We start from the raw sequence: 25,011 nt of genomic DNA, 5'->3' as shown, positions 1-25,011 counted from the left end.
CATGCGGGACATATCCGCAAAACGATATCGAGATAGATTTGAAAGCCGATGAGCTTATGTCGAAATGGAATTTTCGCCGTATTTTTATATTTTTTACAGATTAACGGCCAGCCTGGATAAGCGTTTTTTGCAAGTTCGCGGGAGATCGCGGGTCAATAGGAGAGGTTTTGCCGCGCAAAACTCCCCACTATAAGAGTCCAAAAATCCTGATTGGTGGGATTAAAAATTAAGCAAACCCTGCAAGAGAATCGGTTCCATGGGAAAATCACGGCTTCCCGCCGTTTTCAAGTCTCGTTTTCCCCATGTCCACCGACTCCGCGCCACCTCGCAGCGAATTTGCGACGACCCTGCAGATCATTCCGGTCGTTTTTTTCACGTTTCTTTGCTACCTGACCATCGGCATTCCGCTCGCGGTGCTGCCGGGCTACGTCCACGGCGACCTCGGTTTTAGCGTCGTGCTCGCAGGCGCGGCGATCAGCGTCCAGTACCTGGCGACGCTCGCATCGCGCCCGCTGGCCGGTCGTTCGGCGGATACGCTCGGGCCGAAGCGCACGGTGTCGATCGGCCTGATGGGTTGCGGCGCAAGCGGCGTTCTGCTGCTGCTCGCCGTGCTGTGCGGACGCTGGCCGGTGGTGAGCCTCACGCTGCTGGTGCTGAGCCGGCTGGTGCTGGGTTTCGGCGAAAGTCTGTGCGGCACGGGCGCGATTCTATGGGGCATCGGCCGGGTCGGCGTTCACCATAACGCCCGCGTGATCTCGTGGAACGGCATCGCCACTTACGGCGCGCTGGCCATCGGCGCGCCGCTCGGCGTCGCGATTTCGCACTCGGTCGGTTTTGCGGCGCTGGGCATTCTGGTGATCCTGCTCGCGGCGCTCGGCTTCTACCTGGCTCGTCCGATTGCGCCGGTGCCGATCGTCCATGGCGAGCGGATGTCGTATCGCAGCGTGTTCACGCGCGTGTTGCCGCACGGTATCGGCCTCGCGCTCGGCTCGGCCGGCTTCGGTTCGATCGCCACTTTCATCACGCTGTTCTACGCGGCGAAAAACTGGCCGAACGCGGCGTTGTCGCTGACGGTGTTCGGCACGCTGTTCATCGGCGCGCGCCTGCTGTTCGCCAACACGATCAAGACCTACGGCGGCTTTCGCGTCGCGATTGCTTCGTTCACGTTCGAATGCGCGGGTCTGCTGATGCTGTGGCTCGCGCCCGAGCCGCATATCGCGCTGGCCGGCGCGGCGTTGACCGGCTTCGGCTTCGCGCTGGTATTCCCGGCGCTCGGCGTCGAAGCGGTCGGGCTGGTGCCGCCCGCCAGCCGCGGCGCGGCATTGTCCGCGTATTCGGTGTTTCTCGATTTGTCGCTGGGGATTACCGGGCCGCTCGCCGGGTATATCGCCGGTGAATTCGGCTATGGCTCGGTGTTTCTGTTTGCGGCGATTGCCGCTGCGGCGGCGGTGGGTTTGTCCACCGTGCTGTATCTGCGTAATACCAGACAAAATAATTTGCCCATTACGCCGTAAGTTTTGGTAAGTTTTCGCGCAAGGAAATCGTTAATCCTTGCGCGAGAAAACCGCGCATCGCAATGTAATGCCCGTCCTGTCCGTTCTCGCGCAGGAAACTATAGATCTGATCGCGCTCAACGTCCCTATACGTTCGACCGCGCAAACGTTCCCTCAAAATCCATGATTCCGACTGTCGCGCCATAGTGTGCGGCAGGGAACATTCTCTCGAAATACCACAAGTTATAAGGTTTCAAAGCTCCTATATGCAGTCGGAGTTGGATCGAGTAGAACGTTCACCAAGGTTGTCCGACGAATAAATCGGGTACTCGCGCTTTTCAGGCGAGATTAAACCGAAAAGTAATTTGCCGCTTTCCGGGGTAGCGAGCGTCCATACCATGAACTTGCGCAGTCACTGCGACACGCACAGGTCGACATGGGTCAGCCATGCCGAAGGAGATGTCGCATTCGTCGGTCGAAAAAATGTAATGAATTGAAATGATAATAAGTGAACCTAATCAATCAGCCGATCAGAACGATCCGCTAAGATCCACTTCAGGTAGCGGCTGGTTAGATGAAATTCATCAACAGCTCCGAGAGCACAGCAAACAATCCGCATCGCTCAACACGCTGCCCCGCATGCGTACAGTTTCCTCAAAAAACTTCGCCATTTCGTCGGCGTTTAGCGCAGATGTCGATCAGAATGAATTTGCATGACCGCATTCACTGCGAGACCCACCGATCAGACTAAAGGGATATTTTCCCTCTCTCGCCCGTGCTCGCTTCCGATGGACGTGGTTCGCAGCAGCACTCAACGTTAGAAAATGACAAGGGACCGTATGAGTTCGCTTCATTTCCGTGTGTCTTCATCCGATCGCATCCGACTCCGTTTGCTCGGCGCGCCTTCATGCAATGAAAGCTGAAGGGGCATCGTGAAACCACTCAACGTGCTTCTTTTTTCGTCGCTGACGGGCGTGTTGCTGGAAAAAATCGTGGCTGCCGTCGCCGCTGTCGCCAGCAACCATCTTTTCGCGAAGATCTACGGCGCGGGCCCGTTCGGCGAATTGCAATTCGCGTTATCGCTCTCGGCCGTCGCCGGCAGCGCCGCCCTGTTGTTCAGTGCTCAATCCGTGGCGCCGATCCTCGGCAAATATCCGCGGATGCGCCACATCGTCTTTTACCGTGCGTTTCGTCTGCGGCTGCTGTCGACGCTTTGCATCATGCTGGCCTTTTGCGTGGGGGTCTGGTTTCTGATGTCCCGCTCCAGTGCCGAACTGGCCATCGTGGCCAGTGTGCTGCTCATTATCGAGCCGATCTCGCTCGGCTCGCTCATGGCATATGCCGAGAAAAGTCCGTGGATCGTCACCCGTGCGAGAACCTTGGCCAGCGTCGTGAGAGTGGCGTGGCTGTTCATGGCCGCTCATGCTTCGGCCGGCCCGCTCTTCGCGTCGATCGCATGGCCCATCGAAGCCATTGTCTCTGCCGGCGGCCCTTTCCTCCGCTACAGCAAGCTGGCAACCAGCAAGCCGAAATCGCTGAACGGCGACGAAATGGTGACGAAGACGCTGCTGGTTCGCGGACTCAAATTCTGGCCCGCGGTCGCAGCAGGCATGCTGGTCGTGAAACTCGATCGCGTCCTGCTGGGCATGCTGCTCTCGAAAGCGGATCTCGGCGTCTATTCTGCGGCGGCGTCACTAGTCGAACAATGGAATGCGGTCGGCTCGGCGCTCTCGCTCGCGCTCGGACCCGGCATGGTTTTCATTGCGCGAAATGACGTACAACTTCGCGAGAAGGCGCTCAAGCTCGGCATTTATCTGGGCGCGCTCGGTGCCGTCGCTTTTATGGGTAGTCTGGTGATCGGCCACTGGGTATTTCTGGCGATCTATGGGCCGGCCTTCGAAGCCGGCGCAGCGGTGATGATCTACGCGACAGGTTGCTCGATTGTGCTGTTCGTGGACTACGGTCTGACAACCTGGCTGATTGCCGCGCGCCAATACCGGCTGATACTGATCAAGCAGGGCGTCACGCTGCTTGCCATTGCGGTCTCGCCGCTCATCATGCCGAAGGCGTGGATCATGTATGGGCCGTCTACTGCAACGGCCGTCTCGCTCATCGTTTTCTGGGCTGTCATTTATGGCCGGAACGCGCACCAGTCCAGCAAGCTCGAAAAACCGTCACCGTCGAGTTCGCTGGCCGATCCCAATCTTTGAAACGTGCGCGCTGTGTGCCGCCAGACCAAAAAAGTCTGCAAGCCGAACGGCGCTCCGCCCCGCCTCCAGCTTCTTCAGCTATACCTCCCACGTGGACGCGGCACACTTGAGCATCAACCGCTCAGACAACGCGCACTCACCGGTCTGCACGACGCCTGCTGGGCGCGTTGTTTCCCTGGCGATATGCGGCGAGCCCCCCGGCTCCACATTAGCAGGCCGGTAGCATCGCCAACGCTGCGCTGTTTTCTTTGGGAATGGTCGTCATCGTGAAGCACTTCCACTCGGTAGTCAGAAACTGGAACCGTCCAATCGCAACCCCGACATTGCTGCGATAGTGGTTCCATGTGGAGTCGATAGCAGCCCAGTAGTCGGCACCCACGGACAGAACGTATTTGTTGTCGACGTCTGCTGCGGCTTGCCCATCCTTCAGATTAATTCTCGCTTCTACCGCCACCAGGATTCCGGCCATGTTTCGGGAGTCAAAACGCACCTTGCCGGCGGACGGCCAAAAATGAAAGGCTGCGCGTGGATTTGTCACCACGGTGGTGTAGCCATTTGCGTCCGTACCGATTTGCGCCTCGATGTTCACGTTATTCCGATAGTCAGGATTGAACTGGGCGCCGTCCAGTGTATTGGTCGACTGGATCAGCTCGAGATCACCGGATCTGGAAAGACGATAGGTACGAAAATTTCGGAGCGACACGTTGAGCGTCGCCGGCTCTGCACTGGATGAGACAAATATCTGGCCCCATCCGGTGAGCGCATGAAAGCCGCTCGGCGGGCGATTGCCCGCCTGCACTACCGGTCGCGCCTGCCAGTCGTAGGATCGCGGCACACCGCCCGGGGTGGCCTCGTGTGCCATTTCCATTTGTTGTATCGCTGTGGCGACGGACATTTGCAATGCAGGTGATGACTGACCCGATGAGCCCGTGGCAAGCAGCAACGACGCCGTGCCAACACACCCGACACTCGCACAGACGATAAGCTTCACGCCACCCTTCATGATCGGCCTTGCCCGCAACAGAAAAGCGAAAACATCTGGAGCCCCCCACGGACGAATTAAGCCGTTAGCGCAGGAACACATTGTGACCATTTGCTTCTGAGCCATACATCCGATGATCCGTCGACTTCTCGATGCACTGCGGTCGTTTTCCGAATCGCGAGCTCGAAACCGCATTCTACTGTGCCGGGAAAAAATGTAGCAGCCGCTGCGATGAGTTAATAAAGACTGAAGGTAACTACGAGAATTAATATCATTCGCATAGCAAACATCATAAGAATGAAAAATAGCTGTCCCCGCGTGTTTCGACCGAAAAATCGGCACGCGAGAAACGAGCAATCCCCAGACACCATGCGGATACTGTTTGATTTCTTTAATTCAAATGAACCGGATGTGATTTGATTTAACCGTCGCGGCGGTTCGCGAGGATTTATGCCCAGCAGTCAGGACGGATCGCGAGTCCAGTCTCCAGCCCGCCTCCAGCCGAATATTTGCCCTACGCATGAGCATCGATTCACAGCGCGCGACTTGCGTGCTTTTGGCCATTAATCGCCAGACGCCGGCGCAGATGACATCTTTTAGTCATATGCAATCCGCGTTTGTGCAGTCCTCTGCGGCGCAGGTAATTACTTCTGGACGAAGAAACTATTCATCCAGAATCACTCGCTAAACCCCACTGTGGGATTCCGTACGGTTTTAAACCAAAGCCTCCCTATAATCCAAGAAAACATCATCCTAGCCAGCGGCGAGTAGAGTAAAGACTGGTGGCTGCGTCGATTGAATTCTGCAAGGTGTGCGAAGCGCACAACAGCGCGGGCGAACTCTCTCATGCAAGGGGTTCGGCCTTTGTAACCCTGACGAGTGATAACAGCACGCGATGACCATCAATTTATTCCATCCGTCCAACCCGACCGGACATTTCATGGATTTCAGGAGTACGGGCAGCGAGGCAGCTATCATGCGTCCCGTCCCGGAAGCGCGGTCAGGTCTCATCGAGCGCTCGATCTTCCACGAGCCGTGGTGGCTCAACGCGACCACCGGAGGCGCGTGGCATCTCGCCCAGGTGTCAGAGAAAAACGAAGTGATCGGCGAAATGCCGTATCTGCTGGTGACGAAAGGCGTCTGGAAAGTCTCGGAAATGCCAATGCTGACGCGTTGCCTCGGGCCCGTGATCAGGTCATCTGGCGGAAACGCGGACGATGAATGGCGCCATAGATTCAACGTCTGCGACAAGCTCGTCAAGCAACTGCCGCCTTCCGCATTTTTTGAGCAGCAGATGGACCCCCGCGTCTCGGAGGCCGAAGCGATTGCGTTTGCTTTCAATCAGTTCAAGGTATCCGTCAACTTCACGCTGAAAATTTTCCCCGAGCAGGCCGAGCAGGACACGTGGACCCACATGCGGCCAAATACGCGCAATGTGATTCGTCGCGCGTCCGAGCAACTAAGCGTTCAGGAAATCCGTTGCGCGAAGGATTTCGTGCGCTTCTATGATGCCAATCTTGGCGTGCGTCAACAGCGCAACATGTACGGCTCGTCGATGATGGAAGGCCTGCTGGCCGAGGTCATCAAGCGAGACGCAGGCAAGCTCCTCGGGTGCTACGGCAAGGATGGCCAGTTACAGGCGGCGGTCGCGGTCGTCGCCGATAACACGGCGCTCTATTACTTCCTCTCGTCGCGCAAACAGGACGCTCACGGCGGCGCTGTCAGTCTTCTCATCTGGACCGCCATCCGCCTGGCACATGAGCGGCAACTGGTGTTCGATTTTGACGGGATTTCAAATCAGGGCATCCTGATGTTCCTCTCCGGATTCGGCGGAAAGCTGGTTCGCCGCTTCGAGATTCGTCGCATGAGAAGCGATTACTCGGCATTCCGCAAGATCCATCGGAATATCAAGGCGACCGTCGAATCGGCAGGCAATCTGCTGCAACGCGTAAAAGGCGGCGCTCCCTCCGCCGACTGAGGCGAAGAAGACAGCGGAGCAATCTCATCGACGGGTCGCAATTTCCGTTTTCCAGCCGGCGCCACCACGCTTCGCTCCGACTTTCGCTCTCTCGCATCTATCTGGCTTCCTCACGCTTCGCCCTGCCCTTCCATCGCTGATCCAGCGTCGCCACGCTTCGTCCTTGTCCCATACCTTTCATCCATCAGGGGCAACGCAAAAAGGGGCGCACGCGCCCCTTCAGCTCATCGCCACATCCTGGTTCTCAGTTCACAGCCGCTCTTCCGGCGTGAGCGCCATCGGCTCTTCCGCCTTGACGCAGTAGCGCGCCAGCAACGTCTCGTACTCGTCTAGCACACCGGACCATTGGAACGTACTGGCGAAGCGTTCGCGGCTGTCCGAACGCATCTTCGCCACGGCCGAATCGTCTTTCAGCAGTTCCTCGATGTGATCTTCGCATTGATTCGTCGACGAGAAATAGCGGCTTCCCGAACCCGCCACCCATCGATTGAAAGGATTATCGTGCGCGATGATGGCGCTCCCGGCGCCCATCGCTTCGACCAGCGACGGGTTGGTTCCGCCCACCCTGTGTCCGTGCAGATAGAAGCGCGCGTGGTAGCGCAGAGCCCGGATCATGTCCGTATCGTAGATCGCCCCGGGGAAGACGACTTCGTCGCTCGCCGCATCCATGACCTCACGATGATATGGCCGTCGATTGGGCTCGTAGTTGCCAAGCACAACCAGTTTGGCGTCTCGCCGTTTGCGCGAAAAGGCCTGAACCACTTCCATCACCGAATTCTCCGGCTCGGGCCGGCCGATAAAGATCGCGTATTTGTCCGCGGCCAGCGAGAAATCCGCCAGCTTGTCGCGGTTGGCTTTCTCGACGTGATCCGCGCCATACGTGATTGTGGTGATCTTGTTACGCGACACGCGAGTCGACAGATGATCCGCGATCGCAGGATGATCCGCGATCAGGTGGTTCCCCACCCAGCAGCCAATGCGTTCATTGAGCCATAGCCACGCCCGCTCGTGCGTGCGCCATTTGTCGCGCCGCCACTCCAGGCCGTCCATGTTGATGATGTTTTTCACACCGCACAGGCGCATCCAGATACAGAAGATCGCCGTGTTGTAGCCGAGCGTCAAGGCGACCCCCGGGGGGTTCTTGACAACATCCCGCACGCAGGTCCAGTCGAACTCCAGTGTCGCGGCCGCTCCCTCGCGGCTCACCGGAAACGTGATTCGACGGATGCCTCTCCACGTGTCATGCACAGGCTTCGACATCTCCTTGGTGCCCTGACAGTAAACCGTCACAATCCATCCCTGTTCGTTGAGATGGAGCGCGAGACGCTCCGCGAAAGTTTCGAATCCGCCGTGACAGGCGGGTATGCCGCGCGTGCCGAGAATGGCAATTGTTTTTTTGGCTGTCATACATTTCGCTCCGGGCTCAATGCCAACGCAACGGCGCAATGTCAGTTTTCGAAGCAAACGGATGTCTGCCTCGCTTTAGAGCAAGGTCTTGGGAACGGCCCTCGATAGACCGAACCAGCAGCACATACTTATTGCGGACCACCTCGACAGGCGAGCGCTGACCCGGCCAGCAGACCGACTCGCCTAAGTTTCTGACTTGCGCTTACGTCGACTCGTTAATGACGCATACGGATTGGCTCATTCCACGTGCGGCGTTAAACCTTCTTCATTTATTTTTTCGGCGAATTTTAATAAGCGTACAGACCAACCGGCATACATAATCCGGCCGCCACTCATCTATTCAATTCGCCGACCATGCCAATTCCGCCATCGTTCGCCGATATACGCGCAGCGATTCAACAGGGAATTAGGCAATTTATTCAGAACAGACAGGAGCGATCATAGAACTGAGCGATTTTTTACCTATGTGCGCTAGCGAACTCTCACGTCGATTTCTATTTAAAAAATACGGGCGACATTTATTTACATTAATATTGCAGGCAGGCAGACCTGCTATGCGCGGTTCTGTCATGCTTGTGACATTGAGACGGCCCAAGGTTTTGCTCTCGATCGCATTGGGCCGATAGGGCCTGATTTAGGCTGAATTCAGCGAATCTTCAGGGCAATGTGACCTAGCACGCAGAGCCTACTGGACTTGAATGCTAGCCTTCAGCATCGTAAGTTTTCATTTTCTTTTTCATAAGACCCATTAGGCCATTACGGCCTGATTGACTGCTTAATCCGTCAGGCGCTGCGTATTAATCTGAAGAGACGCGGCAATTCTTCAACGAGGTGGCCATGAGAAACGAAAATCAGATACCGGGCAAATGGCGGACACGTTCTGATGAAATCACGCTGACAACGTTAATTGAAACATTGCTCAATCACAAAACCATGATCGCGGTTACCACGATCGTCGTGTTTGTGCTCGCTTGCGGTTATGTATTTTTCAGCCCACCAGTTTACGAATCTCATATTCTGGTCAAGATCGATCAGTCGTCGGATACTCCGACGGAGGCACAGAAAGATCTGCTGAATTACGTGTCACGTCCCTTCAATGACAAGTCGTCGGCCGACCGCGAAGCACAGTTGCTCACGTCACGAAGCATCCTGTGGGAAGCGGTGGATGAGGACAAGCTCTACATCGATGCGCGTCCCCGTTATTTCCCGATCTTCGGCGCGGCGATCGCGCGACTCAACGACGACATCTCGACTCCGGGCTTCCTCGGTCTCGGAGGTTTCGTGTGGGGAAGCGAAAGCGTCGTGGTGGGCGACTTTGACGTTCCCGAGAAATTCCAGGGCAAACGCTATATGCTGCGAGCACTGGCCGGCGGCGCGTACGAACTCCTCGGCCCCGGTCTGCCCGATCCGGTTAAAGGCAAAGTTGGCGCGCTCGAACATTTCCAGTCGCATGCAGGGCCGATCACGCTGCGCGTGACGTCGCTCGACGGTGAACCCAATGCCGAATTCATCCTGCAGCGTCAGGCTGAACAACTGGTGGTAGACGAGTTGCAGAAAACGGTCAAGGTGACCGAGGAAGGCAACAAATCCGGCGTGCTGATGGCGGTGCTTCGAGGCAACGACCGGCACCGGGTCGCCCAGACTATCGGCAAGATCGGCAAGCAGTATCTGCAGTGGAACGTCAAGCTCAAGTCCGATAACGCCAAGGCGACGCTCGCGCGGCTGAACGAGCAGTTGCCGGCGATGAAGGCGCAGGTCAACGACGCCGAAGCGGCTTACAACAGCTATCGCAACGAGCACGGGATCATCGACATTAGCGAAGAGAGTCATTTGCTGGCCAGGCAATTGACCGATGAAACCACGCAGATGGTGACCTTGCGGCGTGCACGTGAACAGAAGATGGCCACGTTCGCTCCGACGTCCCCAGACGTTGTCGCAATCGACCAGCAGATTGGCACGACCCAGCAGGCCATCGACCGCCTGAACGAAAAGATCAAGGCGATGCCGATGACCGAGCAGGAAGCGCTCCGGCGTCTGCGCGACCTCCGTATCAGCGAAGAGCTTTATTCGTCGATGCGCACCAAGGTTCAGGAAATGCAGGTGCTGAGCGCGGGAACCGCAGGCTCGGTGCAACTGGTCGATCCGGCCGAGGTACCGATCCGGCCGGTCAAACCCACCAAGCTGCTGGTGCTGGCCGCGGCTCTCGTGGGAGGACTGTTGCTCGGCGCAGCGTTGGCCGTGGCGCGTGACCGCCTGTTCCGCGGCGTGACGGACACGGACGAGATCGAATCGGATACCGGCTTGAGCGTGTTCGCGACGATTCCGTTCAGCGACAAACAGACCACGATCATGCGGCGCGCCGAATCCGGCCAGCCACAGCAGCTTCCCCTCGCCGTCTGCTATCCAGGCGACCCGGTGATCGAAAGTCTGCGCATGTTCCGCACTGCGCTGCAGTTCGCTGTCGTCGGGGCACGCAACAACGTCGTGATGCTGGCGGGGCCGCTGCCCGGCATCGGCAAATCGTTTCTCTCGGCCAATCTGGCGACGGTGCTCAGCGCCGGCGGAAAGCGCGTGCTGTTGATCGACGGCGATTTGCGCAAAGGCCGCCTCGAGCAACATCTGGGCGTGAAGCGCGGGGAAGGTCTCGCCGACGTGCTGTCGGGTCAACGCTCGATGAAAGACGTCCTCGCGAAGGACGTCCAGCGCAATCTCGATTTTCTTCAGACCGGCGCATACCCTCCGAATCCCGCCGACCTGCTGATGAGCGAACGTTTCCGGGAAACGGTCGAGCAGGCTTCGGAGCACTACGACCTGGTGCTGATCGACGCGCCGGCGATCCTTGCGGTATCGGACATCGGCGTCATGGCGCCGATCGCCGGATCGATCTTCCTGGTCGCGCGCTTCGGCGACACGCTCACCGGTGAGATCGACGCATCGGTCAAACGGCTTGCGCAATCTGGCGCGAAGGTCAACGGCATTCTGCTCAACGGCGTCAAGGTCCATATCACGAACTACGCGATGGCCCGCCGCTACGGCACTCAGGCGTATGTACAGGATTACGTGTCAGATCGTAAATAGGCTGCAACTAATCTAACCAGGCAACTTTCGACGCAGATTCGGGGCCCACGGTGACGATGCACATTCATGCAATGTGCGAAGGGACCTCGGATCGCTTCGCACCATACAGGGGTATGCATGGCCGCTGGGACCACCGAAATTGTCGTCGTATCGAATCCCGCAGACTTTCAGTCGCTGCAAGCCGAATGGGATGAGTTGTGGAACGAGGCCAACGGTTTGCACTATCAGGCCTTTTCCGTGTGCTGGTCTTGCTGGACGGAGGTGGCAAAGCCACAGGGAAAGAACCTGCGTTGCATCGTCTATCGGGAGAACGGAAAACTTCTGCTGGTCTGGCCGCTGGTCAGTCATCGCCGTCTTTTGTGGCGCGTGCTCAATCCGCTGACACCCGGAACGATCGAGCACACCAGCATGCTCGTTGCCCAGGGCTCGCACACGAGGCGCGCGATCGCCAGCGCCTGGGAGGCCGCTCTGAAGCGCTGCGGCGGAGACGCTTTAATGGTGCCCTACGTCGGTGTCGGCACCGCATTGCATCAGCACGCGTCGCGGCATGCGCGGGTGATGACAGCGTCGAGCGACGTGGCGATGATCGCGACCTTCCCGCGCGACGTAGACTGGGACACGTTTTGCGTAAGCCTTGGACCGTTCGAGAAAAAGCGGCCCGGCGCGCGGCTTCGCAAGCTGTCGAAGGAGGGAGAACTGGTCGCCCGACGACTCGGACAGGAAGATTCAGACTCGTTCGACCGATGGGTGGACTGGATGATGGAGCGCAAACGCGAGTGGGCGTCCCGCAAAGGAATGGCCTCGACATGGCTCGCAGGATCCACATATCGCAACTATCTGATAGCGCTGCTCAATTCGACCGATGCGCAATCGAAAGGCCATCTGTACGTCCTCACCCTCGACGGCGTGCCGGTGGCGGCTACCATCGTCGGGATGGGGAAAACATGCATGACAGGTCTGATGGGCGCTTTCGACCAGAGTTATGCGAAATTCGAACCGGGCCAGATCGTCAGGGAAATGGCCATCAAGGATGCCTTCGACCTTGGACTCGATATCGATCTGGGTGTCGGCACGGAGCGCTTCAAAGCGTATTGGAGCCGTCAGAATATCGTGTCGAACGAAAGCTTCGAGATTGCGGCCAGCCCGGTCGGTGTCCTCGCATTCCACGTCAAACGTCTGATCCATGCAGCGAAAACGCGGCGCAAGGCGCTCCCGTCCGGTGTCGAGCCGGCTAGCCCCGCCGGTACGAAATCCGCGCACGCTTTGCCGCAGAAAGAGAGCGATGCCTACGCCGATCACGCAGCCCGTCCGGTCGGGCGTGAGAGTCCTCCGCAGTTTGGTCAGGAGCAACAGAGTTCATATAGCTAGCGAGCGCTGGCGTGGCGCCAGAGAGCGCATGTTGGGTAGCAGGTTGTCAGATTGACGGTTCGGACCGCAAGTGAGCCGATGCCGACGTGAACACGCGGCATTCGATGTCGATTCATGATGTGCGGCAGTGAGGCCTCCCACGCAATACTCGAAACGGACCTCAGATAGCCTGCACGCTATAAAGGCAGGAAAACTTATGGGTGCTGGAACCACCGGGATCACGATCGTGGCCGATCCCGCCGACCTGCAGGCATTGCAGGTCGAATGGGATGAGTTGTGGAACGAGGCCAATGGTCTGCATTTTCAGGCCTTTGCTGTCTGCTGGCTTTGCTGGACCATGGTCGCGCAGCCGCAACGCAAGAAGCTGCGTTGCATCGTTTATCGGGAGAACGGAAAACTTCTGCTGGTGTGGCCGCTCGTGAGCCACCAACGCCTGTTCTGGAGCGTGCTCGATCCTTTAACGCCCGGCACGATCGAGCACACCAGCATGCTGTTAGCTCAGGGTCCACACTCGTCGCGTGCCATCGCGAGTGCGTGGGACGCCGCTTGCAAACGCTGCGGGGCCGATATTTTCATGGTGCCCTATGTCGATGTCGGCAACCCGTTGCACGAACTCGCGGAGAGGCAAGCGCGGGTCATGGCGTCGTCGAGCGATGTATCGATGAAAGCGATCCTCCCGCGTTTCCAGAATTGGGACACTTTTTGCGCGAGCCTCGCAACGCGCGACAGAAAGCGACCGGGCTCCCGGTTTCGCAAGCTGTCGCAACACGGTGAGCTGGTCGCCCGGCTGCTCGGACCGGAAGATGCAGGTTCGTTCGACACATGGGTCAACTGGATGGTCGAGCGCAAACGCGAATGGGCCGCGAGCAAAGGGAAAACTTCGTCGTGGCTCGACGCGCCCACGTATCGCAATTATCTGGCGGCGCTGCTGCACTCGACCGATGAGCAGTCGAAAGGATATCTGTACATCGCCACGCTTGACGGTGTGCCGATCGCGGCAAGCATCGTCGGCATGGGCAAAACGTGCCTGACCGACCTGATCGGCGCTTTCGACAGAAAGTATGAGAAGTTTGAACCCGGTCTGCTTCTGAAAGAGATCAGTATGAAGCGCGCCTTCGATCTCGGATTAGATGTCGATTTTGGCGTCGGCACCGAACGCTTCAAAGCTTATTGGAGCGGTAAAAATATCGTGCCCAATAAGAGTTTCCAGATTGCAACGACCCGGGTCGGCGTACTCGCGTTCGGCATCAAACGCCTGACTCAGGCATTGAAGTCGTGGCGCACGGCGCCCCCGACCGGCGCAGCAAAGGCCTCGGCCCTCGATGCGAAGCCAGGCAACGAGGCAGCGCAACCATGACAGCCATCTTCAATGGCGGCTTCGGCAAGGCCCGGCGGGCCGGTAAGGATGACGGCGCGAGCGGCGTCGATAAGGAGAAAGCGATGAGCCAGGTGATGTTCGACACGCCACGCGGCCAGGCCGCCGCGCCGGAGAAAAAGCCGGCGGTCTCCGTCGTCCTGCCGGTATTCAACGGCGAAGCACACATCGCCGAGGCAATCGACTCGATGCTTGCCCAGACCATGACCGACTTCGAGCTGTTGATCATCAACGACGGCTCGACCGACGGCACGCGCGAGATCGTTGAAGACTATGCGAAGCGCGACAAGCGGATAGTGCTGTTCAACACGCCGAACCAGGGCATCGTCGCCGCGTTGAACTACGGACTCGATCGCGCCGGAGGTGAATTCATCGCCCGCATGGACGCGGACGACATTGCCGTCCCACATCGCTTCGAACTCCAGTTGGCGACGCTCAAGCGGGAGCCGGAGGTGGTCGTCTGCGGCGGCAACATGATCAAGTTCGGCGCGGTGAAAGGCTTGCTGCGATTTCCCCGCGACGACCTCAAGTGCCGGGCGGCGCTGCTGTTCGGCACGTGCTTCGGTCACCCGTCGGTCATGCTCCGCGCCAGCACACTGCGCGATCACGGCTTGCGCTACGACGCGGGCTACCAGTTCGCCGAGGATTATCAGTTCTGGACCGTGCTGGGGCGCTACGGCAAGCTATCCAACCTCGGACAACCGCTCGTCCGCTACCGCATTCACGATGCCCAGATCGGTCGTGCGTCGCGCGAACCGCAGCGGCGCGTCCATCTGGCCATTGCACTGCTCAACTGGTCTGACGCGGGAGTGCGGATCGATCCGGATCGGCTGAAGGCTTTTCTGTGGCCGCGTCTCGAACGTCTACCCGATCTCTATCGCTACACGTTGCTGTTTTTCAGGATTGCCGGTTGCGCCGTCCAGTTGCGTGGACATCGTCGTCTCGATTATCTCTGGTTCGCTTTCTGCGCCTTTTCCCGGAACGCCGGGCGGCTGATCCTGACTGGCGCGTCTGCCTGATCGAACAAGGCGATGGGGCCGGTTGGCGGCCGGACCGCAGAACCATGGCGATCGATAAACGGCAGCGTCACGACCGCGCTTTCCACGATGACCGACGCGGCTCATAGGTTTGTTCGAAAAATGTGCACTTTCGCGCAGTTCCCCGTCCGACACGCGGCTACAGTGGCAGGCAACAAGACAGACAAATTGCCGACAGGCCCGGAAAAACGGCGCCGCCGCGCAGAACGGGTGGTCAGGTAGTCGCGGGGGTGACCAGAGCGGCTGGGCTGCGCCGGGCGTCACGTTCCGATGCGGTTCAGGTGCAGATAAAGGACCGGAAGCATCCCAGCATGTGCACGAACCAATAGTGCCGCCAGTCCCCCTGCTATCCGTGTTCCGCCTGGTCAATGCAAGTTGATGGCGGCTCGCAGCATGTCTTGTGCCGTCCGGCCAGCGTCACATTTATCGGAGATGGCATGAATGCCAGAATTGCCAGTGGAGAGTACTCGCGCAGCGGCTTCTCCTACAAATCGCTGCTGTTATGGGAATTCGGCTATGTCGTTATTCTCGTGCTTTGGGCTTTCGCAGGTCAGAGCGAAGCCCTGAAACTGGTTGCCAATGGCTTCGCGTTCGCGTTGGTATTGCGGGTCGGCATGGTTCTGCTTGGGCAATTCAACCGGCTCGAACATGGTGCTCGCGTCCTGATTGGCTTCGTACTTTTTTTCGCCGCGGCTAATCTGATGGTCAACATCGATACTGCGGAGATCGGCGAGACAATCAAGATACTGTCCATCTTCATGTTCTATGTCACCGGATTAACGACCGACGAGGAATACTTCGAAAATGCGCCCAGCCGGCTACTGGTTGCGCTGTTCGTGGGACTGCCTGTACTCAGCGCGCTGTTCGATCTGTACCGTGGCGGCGGCGCGAACAGCGACTTCAACGAACAGACGCTCTCGTTCTTCGCGAATCGCAACAACGCTGTCGCATTTACCGTCGTCAGTGCATGGACGTTGATGCTGGGGGGCGTCAGGCGCTGGATCATCGTGGCTTACCTCGCAGTGAGCGTCGTAGCGTTTAAGACGCTGGGCGCATTGGTGGCCATTTTGTTCGCGTTTTATCTCGTCTATTCCGGCTTCAACATCGTGCGTAACCTGGTGGTCGGTGCAGCCGCCGCAGCTGCGGGCGCTGCCTTTTACTTCGAGTTCGATGGTAACCTCGGGATCCTGTCGCGGGCAACGACGGCATGGCGCTCGCTCAACAGCGTCCTGGCCGAGTCCGGAGGAATCTGGGGACTCGCCAAAATGGACTATGGGCAGATCTATGTCGCAGCAGAAACGAGCGACATTTCGCTGATCTTCCGCCTGAAGCACTGGGTCAATCTGATCAGCCTGTACACGGACGGCCCGTTGATCAACCAGCTATTCGGTTTCGGCGTCGGCAGCAGCGTGAAACTCACCGACCTGAATCTCGTGCCGCACAACGACTATCTCCGGTTCTTCTTCGAACTCGGCCCGGGTCTGTTCATCTGCTTTATCGTGCTGAACATCCTGGTACTAAAAAGGATCGGTGGATTTTTCATTTCGATTCCCGCAGTCTTTATTTTCATTTACTTTTTCTCCGACAACCTCGTCAACAACTTTCTGGTGATGTCGTTCTTCTATTTCACGGCAGGCGCGCTGTCCACCAGCCTGCGGCGTTCCAGGGCCAATCAATCCGAAGACATGCGTGGCACTGAAGTTGCCAGTGCAAATGAAGCGTTGAGGAAATCATGAACACGCAATTGAACGTATTGAACGTATCGCAGAATCACTTCGTCAGAGGTGGCTCGGACCGCTATTTCCTCTCGCTGGGCGAGCTGCTTTCGCAACAGGGGAATCTGGTTGTGCCGTTTTGCGCGAAGAGCGACAGGGACCAGCCTTCGGAGTGGGCGACACACTTTCCACCCGCTGCGGATTTCGAATCGCCATCGGTGATGGACGTGGTGAAGTTTCACTATTCGGCTGCTGCAAAAAACAATCTTCAGAAGCTTGTTTCCGGCAAGCGATTCGATATTGCGCATCTCCACATTTACTACGGCAAGCTGACGTCGTCGATCCTGCCGGTCCTGAAGAACGCGGGCATTCCCGTTGTTCAAACCGCTCACGACTACAAGCTGATCTGCCCCGTCTATACCTGCGACCGTGGCGGCGTACCATGCGAAGCATGTCACGGGAAAGATTATTGGCGCGCGGTGGTGAATAAGTGCAACCGCGGGTCGTATCTGCGAAGTGCCATATCCATGTCGGAGTCTTACGTCTCGCGCTGGCTGGGCAGTGTCGACGCGATCGACAGATTCATCGCCGTAAGTCAATTCAGCGCCACGCGGATGTCGGAGAACGGAATTGATCCGCGCAGGATTTCGGTCGTACCGAATTTCATCGATATCAAGCAGTTCACGCCGCACACGGAATCCGGTCGCTACTTTGTCTACTTTGGACGGATCGAGCGCGTGAAAGGCATTCTGACGCTGATCAAGGCGTTCATGAAAATGCCAGATATCCCGCTGGTTGTGATTGGAGAAGGAGCGCTTCTTCCCGAAGTCCAGGCACTCGCCGCCGAGAGCCACAACATTCGCTTTGCCGGATTCAAGAACGGCGCGGAACTGTATTCGATGGTGGCGCAGTCCGTCGCATCAATCCTGCCGGCGGAATGGTACGAAAACTGTCCGTTGTCCGTACTGGAAAGCTTCGCGTTGGGACGGCCGGTGATCGGCACGCGCATGGGCGGCATTCCGGAATTGATCTCGCAGGGAGAGGACGGCTATCTCGTCGAGCCAGGCGATGCGGATGCGCTTTGCGCAACGGTGCGAACCGTCTGGGAGCAGCGCGGCAAACCCGATATGAGGCAGGCGGCGCGGCGCAAGGCAGAACAGGAATTTTCCGCCGACACGCACTATCAGCGCATCCGCGATGTGTACGACTCGCTACGCGGCGCCTGATGTCGACCGGGCAGCACGGACGGCATGTCATCCAGTCGCGCTGCCCCGGTCGTTCACCACGTCGTAGCGCCTACTTGCCCTCGGACAAACCCAATTCGAGTGCCGCGACGCCGGCGGGCAGATCCACTTTCACGCCGAGATCCACCATCGTCCGGCCGAGCGCGTGTACGGTGCGGAAGAGATTGTGTTCGCGGCATTGCTCGCCCATCTGCCCGATGCGGACAATTGGCAACCCGAACGAGCCCGAGATTTCCACCTGATGCTGCCGCGAGATATGCGAACAGACATCCGCCGGAGTCAACCCCGCCGGCACTTCGATTCCGACCACCGAATTCAGGCGGCAAGGCTCCGGTGCGTACAACTGCAAGCCCAGCGCGGTCACGCCCTGCTGCAGCGCCAGCGAGCACTTCAAATGACGCGCAAAGCGCTTTTCGAGCGTCTCGGAGCACACCAGCCGCAGCGCTTCGTGCAAGGCCAGCACGCCCGACACCGGCGCCGTGTAGTGATAGCCGGCGTTATGCCAGAAGTTTTCCGCGAGTGACGCATCGAGACACCAATGCGCATTCGGCGCGGTGCGTCCCTTGACGCGCGCCCAGGCGGCGTCGGAGAACGCGATCAGCGAGACGCCGGGAATCGACGACAAGCCCTTCTGCCCGCCTGTGATCACCGCGTCGATACCCCACGCGTCCATTTCGAGCGGCATCGTGCTCAACGTGCACACGGCATCGACGATCACCAGTGCGCCGGCTGCTTTCGCCAGAGCGGCGATATCTTTCAGGTGGTAGTTCCACACCGTATTCGACGTCTCGCCCTGCACCACGGTCACGATCTCGGGACGCTCGCGGCGGATCGCCTCGGCGATCTGGTCAAGGCTCGCCACCGTGCGGTCGTCCACTTCGAGCGTGCTGACCTTCGCGCCGACGCGGCGGCCCATCTCGCCCATCCGGTCGCTGAAGAAGCCGTTCTTGATGCACAGCACGCGCGTGCCTTCCCACGCCAGATTGGAGATCGCCATTTCCATCGCGCCCGATCCCGGTCCCGCCACGCCCAGCACCCATTTCGATTGCGTCTGGAATACGTAGCGCGCCATCGTCTTCACCTGGCCGATTACCTTGACCATCGTCGCGCCCAGGTGATTGATGACGATCGTGTTGGCTTTGGCGACGGCCGCGGGAATCGGCACGGGGCCGGCGCCCATCATCAGTAGCGGCTCTTCGGGGAGGATGGCGTCGAGCGATTCGACAACCGGACAGGGCACTGCGGATGCAACAGTATGGGATGAGGGAGTCGGCATGATCGGTACGTGAATGTCAGAACGCTAAGGAACGAATGGCCTCACCAGCGTGATGCCGGTGAGGCCACTCGTCCGATCATTCACCGATCCGCGCGATTGCGCAAGTTTTTTGACTATGCTTGTCGGTTCGCGCAGCGGAATGCGCCGTTATTTCACAGCGGTTTTATCGAGCTTCTTGCCGGTTGCCGCGTTGAATTGCTCGACATAGTCCTCGATCAGCTTGCGCAGCGCGCGTCCGATCTGCCGATAGTCGGACTCGTTCAGATTGGCAAGCGACACCCGGCCCGACGGATGCTGGGTACCGAAGCCACGCCCCGGCAGCAGCACGACGCGCGCTTCACGCGCCAGCCGGAACAGCAGTTCGGACGGCTCGGTGTTTTTATAAAGCCACTCGACGAACTCGCGCCCGAACATCCTCTCGCCGAGAAACTCGATGTCGAGAATCGTGTAGTAGTCGACCTGATTCGGATCGTCGTCCTCGAACGAAATGCCCACCTCTTCGTAGAGCGCCTGCTTGCGTTTGCGGATCAGGCGCTTCAGCGCGTTCTTGTAGGCGTCCGGCGTGTCCATCAGCGAGAACAGGGAGAACAGCACCATCTGCACCTGCTGCGGCGTCGATAGCCCCGCCGTGTGATTCAGGGCGACGGTGCGGCTGTCGGCCACCAGGCGGTCGATGAACTTCAGCTTGTCCGGCTCGGTCGTGATCGACTCGTAACGCTCGTGCAACTGCTTCTTCGCGTCCTTCGGCAATTCGGCGATCAGCTTGTCGAGCACATTGTCGCGATGCGTCGCGATCGTGCCCAGACGCCAGCCGGTCGCGCCGAAATATTTCGAATACGAGTACACGAGAATCGTGTTCTTCGGCGCGAGCGCGAACAGCGAAACGAAGTCGTCGGCGAAGGTGCCGTACACGTCGTCGGTCAGCAGAATCAGATCGGGGCGTTCCTTGACGATCTCGGCGATGTAGGCGAGGCTCTCGTCGTTCATCTTCACCGACGGCGGGTTGCTCGGGTTCACGAGGAAGAACGCCTTCACCTTCGGATCTCGCAGCTTGTCGAGTTCCTTCTTCGAATACTGCCAGCCACTGGCGACATCGGCTTCGAGATTCACCACGTTCAACTGATAGTCGTTCAGACGCGGAATCTCGATATACGGCGTGAAAATCGGCATGCCGAGCGCGATCGTGTCGCCCGGTTTGATCAGGTGATTCTCACGCATCGTGTTGAAGATGTACGTCATCGCCGCCGTGCCGCCTTCCACCGCGAACACGTCGAATTCGCCGACAAACGGATGATCGCCGATCATCTCCTTGCGCAAATACTGTCCGACGATCAACTCGGATATCTTGAGCATCCGGTCCGGCACCGGATAGTTCGACGCGAGAATGCCCTCGCACATTTCGTACAGGAAGTCGGTCCCGGAGTAACCGAGTTGATCGCGCACGTACGAGATCGCGCCGCGCAGAAAGTCGATCCCGGGCACGCCCTTGTTCTCGCGCAGGAACAGATCGAAGCGCTCCGTCAGTCCTTCGCGCTTAGGGAAACCGCCGACGCCTTCCGGCATATACGCGAACGAGCGCTCGGACTCGCGCATCGCAAAAAGCCCGAGTTGCCAGAAGCCGTGACGCGGGATCGTCGCGAGAAAATTCGGATTGCCGCGCCCGGCGTTCAGCATCGACGCATTGGCGGGCCGCTCCACCGCGCCGCCGCCAGCGGCCTTGATCAGTTCGTCTTTCAGTTCGAACGGGCTGAGCGCGGAGAGACCCGGTTGCGCCATGTCCGCGTGCTTCTTGTCGCCCTTATCCTTTGCCATGATGCGTTCTCCAATAAGCAGATGAAAGACGCCGGTGCCGCGACGGTCGCACCGCTTGCGGCCGGCGTGAGAGAGAGGGTTGACCAGGCGCTACACGAGCCCGACCACAAGCGGCCCCAACAGCGTCAGCGCGACGTTTGCGATTGCATAGGTGATCGCGAACGGCACGGTCGGCACCGCGCTTTCGGCTTTGTCAAGCACGCCGCCGAACGCCGGGTTCGCACTGCGCGAGCCCGACAGTGCGCCGGCCAGAATCGCCGCATTGTTGTACTTGAGGACGTAGCGGCCGAACAGCATGGTCAGCAGCAGCGGGAACAACGTGACGAACACGCCGAGCAGGAAGATCGTGATGCCAAGTTGCTTGACCGTCACGACTGCCTGCAACCCCGAGTTGAGGCCGACCACCACCACGAACGCCGCAAGACCGAAGTCCTGCAACAGTCGCGACGCGGCCGACGGCATCACGCCGTACATCGGATGCTTGCCGCGCATCCAGCCGAACAGCAGACCGGCCAGCAGACAGCCGCCGCCCGAACCGAGCGTCAACGGAATGCCGCCCACGTTGATCACGATCAGGCCGATCAGCAGACCCAGCACGAGGCCGACGCCCATGTAGATGAAGTCGGTTTTGATCGTGCGGGGCAACTCGTAGCCTGCTGCGTCGACGGCGCGCTTGGTGTCTTTCGGCGAGCCGTAGAAGGTGATCACGTCGCCATGTTCGAGCTTGGTTTCCGGCAGGATCGGCAGAGGCTGACCGGCGCGCGTGATGTTCTGCAAGTAGACGCCGTGGCGCATATCGCGATCCACGACCTGGCGCGCGGCGGCGATCGTCGTGTGATTCATGCCTTTGCGCGTGAACACGCCGTCGCGTGTCTGCATGACGATGCCGATGCCCTCGGAATCGGCCACCTCGCTGCCGTTCGCACCGAACGCGACGACCGCCTCGCGGCGTCCCACTACCAGCACGATGTCGTTCAGTTGCAGGACCAGATCGGGCGTCGGGTCGAGCACCTGGCCGTCACGTTTGACGCGCTCGATCGTCAGGCCGTCCTGATGCTGGGTCTCGACGGCCTTCACGGTTTTGCCCGCGCTGACGTCGATCTTGTACACGCGCCCCACCAGTTCGGGCAACGCGGATATCTGCCCCGGCGCGTTAGACGACGCGCCCGACGCGAGATCGCGCTCGGCATCGATCGCCGCCTCCCGCAAGCCCTGCCCCATGAACTTCGGCAGGATATTCACGCAGACGATGATCGCCCCGAGCGAGCCGAACACGTAGGTCACCGCGTACGCAATCGCCACGTCCGATTGCAGCGACTTCACCTGATCCGCCGGCAAGCCGAGCCGCGCGATGGCGTCGCCCGCCGTGCCGATAATCGCCGACTGCGTCAGCGCGCCGCCCGCGAGTCCGGCTGCCAGCCCCTTGTTCAGATGGAACAGCTTCGCGCAGATCACCACGGTGACCAGCGCCGAGACGGCAAGAAACACCGCCATCGCGATTTCCCGCAGCGTCTTGCGATTGAGCGAGTTGAAAAAGCCAGGACCGGAGTCGTAACCGACCGCGTAGATGAACACGGCGAACATCACCGACTTCACGCCGTTGTCGATCGTCACGCCCACCTGGCTGACCACCACCGCCGCCAGCAACGAACCGCCCACGCCGCCTAGCTGGAATTTGCCGAAGTTGATCTGCCCGATGAAGTAGCCGATCGCCAGCGACAGAAACAACGCGATCTCGGGTGATTTGTGAAAGATGTCATGTAACCAGTCCATCGTGCCCTCGCTGAATAGTTGGCGATACTGAGTACTGGGTAGTGCTTGAGACGGCGGTGCGGCGAGGTTTCGCGTCCCGCGTTTGCGTTGTGTACGACATGCCGTTTCCGTCTGCGCACCGCACATGCGCAGACAGGCCGACGAACCGGACTAGCCGAACTTGCCGGCGAGTCCGACGACCACGGGTCCCATCAACGGCAACAGGATGTTCGAGAGTGCGTAGGTGATCGTGTAGCCGATCACCGGGGTCGAATTGCCGGTCACGCCAACCAGCGCGCTGATCGCCGGCGTGCTGCATTGCTGGCCGGCAATCGCGCCGAGCAGCATCGGCGCTTCGAGCTTGAGAAATTTGTGGCCGATCCACAGCGACAGCAGCCCCGGCACGAGCACCATCAGAATGCCCGCCACCGGCAGCGCCAAACCGTATTCGCGCACGAGCTTGATTGCGTCCGGTCCCGCCGACAACCCGACCGCCGCGATAAACGTGGCGAGACCGAAGTCCTTCAGAATCTGCGCGGCCGCCGAAGGCAGCGACCCGATCAGCGGATAACGCGAGCGGATCCAGCCGAACAGCAGCCCCGACAGCAGACAGCCGCCGCCCGTGCCGAGCGCGATCGACACGCCGCCGATGCGTCCGCCGAGCCGGCCGATTGCCATGCCTACCAGCACGCCGAGCGCGAGATAGATGAAGTCGGTTTTAAGAGTGGGCGGCAGGATATAGCCGAGGCGCTTCGCGCCGCGTTCGACATCGGCTTTCGCGCCGACCAGCGTCAGCACGTCGCCGCGATTGAGTTCGGTGCCGGGCAGCGCGGGCACCGTGGTTTCCAGCCGCGTGACGGCCGCGATGTAGACCCCGCGTCCGTTTTCCGGCTTCGCCTGCTCGCGTACCTGGGCGATGGTCCGGCCATGCAGGTCGCCGCGCGTCATCACGACATCGAGCTTTTCGGCGATCACCTCGCCGAAGGTCGAGCCGTCCACTTCTTCGCCGAATCCCGCCGACGCGGCGACCACCGCCTCGCGCCGTCCGGCCACGAGAATCAGGTCGTCGGCGGTGAGTTGCAATTGCGGATCGGCCTGAATCATTGCGCCTGCACGCTGCACGCGCTCGACGGTGAGATTGAAACCGTACTGCTGCTCCAAGGCCTGAATCGTGGTGCCGGCCGCCGCACCGACGCGAAACGCGCGTCCCACCAGCGCGGGCGCCGCGGCTTGCTGGCCCTCGCCGAACGCGCCGTCGCCGCCGAGCTCGCGCCACACGCGCTCGGCCTCTTCGCGCAGGTCGATACGCAACAACAGCGGCGCGAACTGGCTGGTAAAGAGCACGATGGTGATCAGGCCGAACAGGTAGCTCACGCTGTACGCAGTCACGATGTTGGCCTGCAAACGCAACGTCTCCGTGCTGCCGAGGCCGAGCTTGCCAATCGCCTCCGAAGCCGTGCCGATCACCGCCGATTCCGTCGCCGCGCCCGCCAGCAGACCGGCTGCGGTCCCGGCGTCGAGCCGCATCACGAACACGGCGATCATGATCAGCACCAGCACCGACACGATCTCGACCACCGACAACAGGCCATACCGCCAGCCGCGCCCAATGTTGGCGAAGAACTGCGGGCCGCCGGTGAAGCCGAGCGCGAAGATGAAAAGCGCGAACGCAATGTTCTTAAGATCGGGCGCGAGGCGCGCGCCGGTTTGCCCCAATAGCAGCGACACGATCAGCGTGCCGCACACGCCGCCTAGCTGAATCGGCCCGACGCGAAACGATCCAATGAAATAGCCAATTGCAAGGCTCGCAAAGAGTGCGATCTCCGGTTGCGATCTCAGCAATTCACCGATCATGTTGGCTCGCCGATTGACGTCTTGTTAGTAGATAGCTGAAAAAAAATCGCGCTATAAAACGAGTGAATCCATTCCGACCTATATAGCCGGACAATTCTTTCAAACGTTCGTTAAACCGTATATCGGGAGTCGGCGAGCCGAAAGCCAATGGCAGAGGGGAATAGGCGAAAGACGTACGGAAAATTACGCCGCGCCGCAGTGACGAAACCGGAACCGGAACCGGGATAAGTTTCCGCTAGCTCGACAATCACTATTTCCTCGCGAAGTTGTCTGACGCCGTGAAAAAGACATAATCTTCAGTTGGCCGGTTTCTTGCAGTACCACTAAACGTGCGTTTTAGACTGCTTTTAATAAATATTGTAGATCGGGACGACTGTCAATATGATTTTCATTACAAGCCGGCGACTTCACGAAACACGAGCTTCGGTAA

15 protein-coding genes are annotated in these 25,011 nt (G+C 59.2%); 9 read left to right on the top strand and 6 right to left on the bottom strand.

Annotation, left to right across the window (positions count from 1 at the left end; genetic code table 11):
- The first annotated feature begins 302 nt into the window (after nt 1-302).
- A complete protein-coding gene (locus ABH945_RS13595) occupies nt 303-1,514 on the top strand; it encodes an MFS transporter (protein ID WP_429250821.1) in 1,212 nt (403 codons plus the stop codon).
- Nucleotides 1,515-2,425: 911 nt separating this feature from the next.
- On the top strand, nt 2,426-3,703 hold the full coding sequence (locus ABH945_RS13590) for a lipopolysaccharide biosynthesis protein (RefSeq protein ID WP_429250820.1): 1,278 nt from the start codon (nt 2,426-2,428) through the stop codon (nt 3,701-3,703).
- A gap of 208 nt (nt 3,704-3,911) precedes the next feature.
- Here the strand turns inward: ABH945_RS13590 and ABH945_RS13585 are convergent, their stop codons facing one another.
- Nucleotides 3,912-4,811 (bottom strand): hypothetical protein, encoded by a 900-nt coding sequence (locus ABH945_RS13585; protein WP_429250819.1) that lies wholly within the window; start codon nt 4,809-4,811, stop codon nt 3,912-3,914.
- 973 nt (nt 4,812-5,784) lie between these two features.
- On the opposite strand from ABH945_RS13585, the gene ABH945_RS13580 reads away from it, so the two are divergent.
- Nucleotides 5,785-6,663 (top strand): GNAT family N-acetyltransferase, encoded by an 879-nt coding sequence (locus tag ABH945_RS13580; RefSeq protein ID WP_429250818.1) that lies wholly within the window; start codon nt 5,785-5,787, stop codon nt 6,661-6,663.
- Between the two features lie 249 nt (nt 6,664-6,912).
- Here ABH945_RS13580 and ABH945_RS13575 read toward each other — a convergent pair whose 3' ends face one another.
- Nucleotides 6,913-8,127 carry a DUF1972 domain-containing protein gene (locus tag ABH945_RS13575; protein ID WP_429250817.1) on the bottom strand — a complete coding sequence of 405 codons (1,215 nt, stop codon included), beginning with the start codon at nt 8,125-8,127 and terminating at the stop codon, nt 6,913-6,915.
- Between the two features lie 780 nt (nt 8,128-8,907).
- Between ABH945_RS13575 and ABH945_RS13570 the strand changes: the two genes are divergently transcribed.
- From ABH945_RS13570 to ABH945_RS13545, 6 genes are all read left to right on the top strand, one after another.
- Nucleotides 8,908-11,148, top strand: a complete 2,241-nt coding sequence (locus ABH945_RS13570; RefSeq protein WP_429250816.1) for a polysaccharide biosynthesis tyrosine autokinase — start codon at nt 8,908-8,910, stop codon at nt 11,146-11,148.
- Between the two features lie 117 nt (nt 11,149-11,265).
- Nucleotides 11,266-12,516 carry a GNAT family N-acetyltransferase gene (locus ABH945_RS13565; protein ID WP_429250815.1) on the top strand — a complete coding sequence of 417 codons (1,251 nt, stop codon included), beginning with the start codon at nt 11,266-11,268 and terminating at the stop codon, nt 12,514-12,516.
- Nucleotides 12,517-12,712: 196 nt separating this feature from the next.
- Nucleotides 12,713-13,873, top strand: coding sequence for a GNAT family N-acetyltransferase (locus tag ABH945_RS13560; RefSeq protein WP_429250814.1), 1,161 nt, complete (start codon nt 12,713-12,715; stop codon nt 13,871-13,873).
- Nucleotides 13,792-14,910 carry a glycosyltransferase family 2 protein gene (locus ABH945_RS13555; protein ID WP_429250813.1) on the top strand — a complete coding sequence of 373 codons (1,119 nt, stop codon included), beginning with the start codon at nt 13,792-13,794 and terminating at the stop codon, nt 14,908-14,910. The genes ABH945_RS13560 and ABH945_RS13555 overlap by 82 nt, the downstream gene beginning before the upstream one ends.
- Nucleotides 14,911-15,365: 455 nt before the next feature.
- A complete protein-coding gene (locus ABH945_RS13550) occupies nt 15,366-16,664 on the top strand; it encodes a hypothetical protein (RefSeq protein WP_429250812.1) in 1,299 nt (432 codons plus the stop codon).
- Nucleotides 16,661-17,869: a glycosyltransferase family 4 protein gene (locus ABH945_RS13545; RefSeq protein ID WP_429250811.1), complete on the top strand. Its 1,209-nt coding sequence runs from the start codon at nt 16,661-16,663 to the stop codon at nt 17,867-17,869. Before ABH945_RS13550 ends, ABH945_RS13545 begins: the two co-directional genes overlap by 4 nt.
- Before the next feature lie 70 nt (nt 17,870-17,939).
- Here the strand turns inward: ABH945_RS13545 and ABH945_RS13540 are convergent, their stop codons facing one another.
- The 4 genes from ABH945_RS13540 to aspT (ABH945_RS13525) form a co-directional block, all read right to left on the bottom strand.
- Complete coding sequence (locus tag ABH945_RS13540) at nt 17,940-19,163, bottom strand: pyridoxal-phosphate-dependent aminotransferase family protein (protein ID WP_429250810.1); 1,224 nt, start codon at nt 19,161-19,163, stop codon at nt 17,940-17,942.
- A 147-nt stretch (nt 19,164-19,310) separates the two neighbouring features.
- Nucleotides 19,311-20,975: a bifunctional aspartate transaminase/aspartate 4-decarboxylase gene (locus ABH945_RS13535; protein ID WP_074763138.1), complete on the bottom strand. Its 1,665-nt coding sequence runs from the start codon at nt 20,973-20,975 to the stop codon at nt 19,311-19,313.
- Between the two features lie 90 nt (nt 20,976-21,065).
- Nucleotides 21,066-22,748: an aspartate-alanine antiporter gene (gene aspT, locus ABH945_RS13530; RefSeq protein ID WP_074763137.1), complete on the bottom strand. Its 1,683-nt coding sequence runs from the start codon at nt 22,746-22,748 to the stop codon at nt 21,066-21,068.
- A 150-nt stretch (nt 22,749-22,898) separates the two neighbouring features.
- Nucleotides 22,899-24,581, bottom strand: a complete 1,683-nt coding sequence (aspT, locus tag ABH945_RS13525; RefSeq protein WP_429250809.1) for an aspartate-alanine antiporter — start codon at nt 24,579-24,581, stop codon at nt 22,899-22,901.
- Nucleotides 24,582-25,011: the final 430 nt, after the last annotated feature.

The organism is Paraburkholderia sp. GAS333, from assembly GCF_050435665.1.
Taxonomy (GTDB): Bacteria; Pseudomonadota; Gammaproteobacteria; order Burkholderiales; family Burkholderiaceae; genus Paraburkholderia; species Paraburkholderia fungorum_A.
Note: the sequence above shows the minus strand (reverse complement) of the source record. Positions and strands in the feature narration are given on the sequence as shown.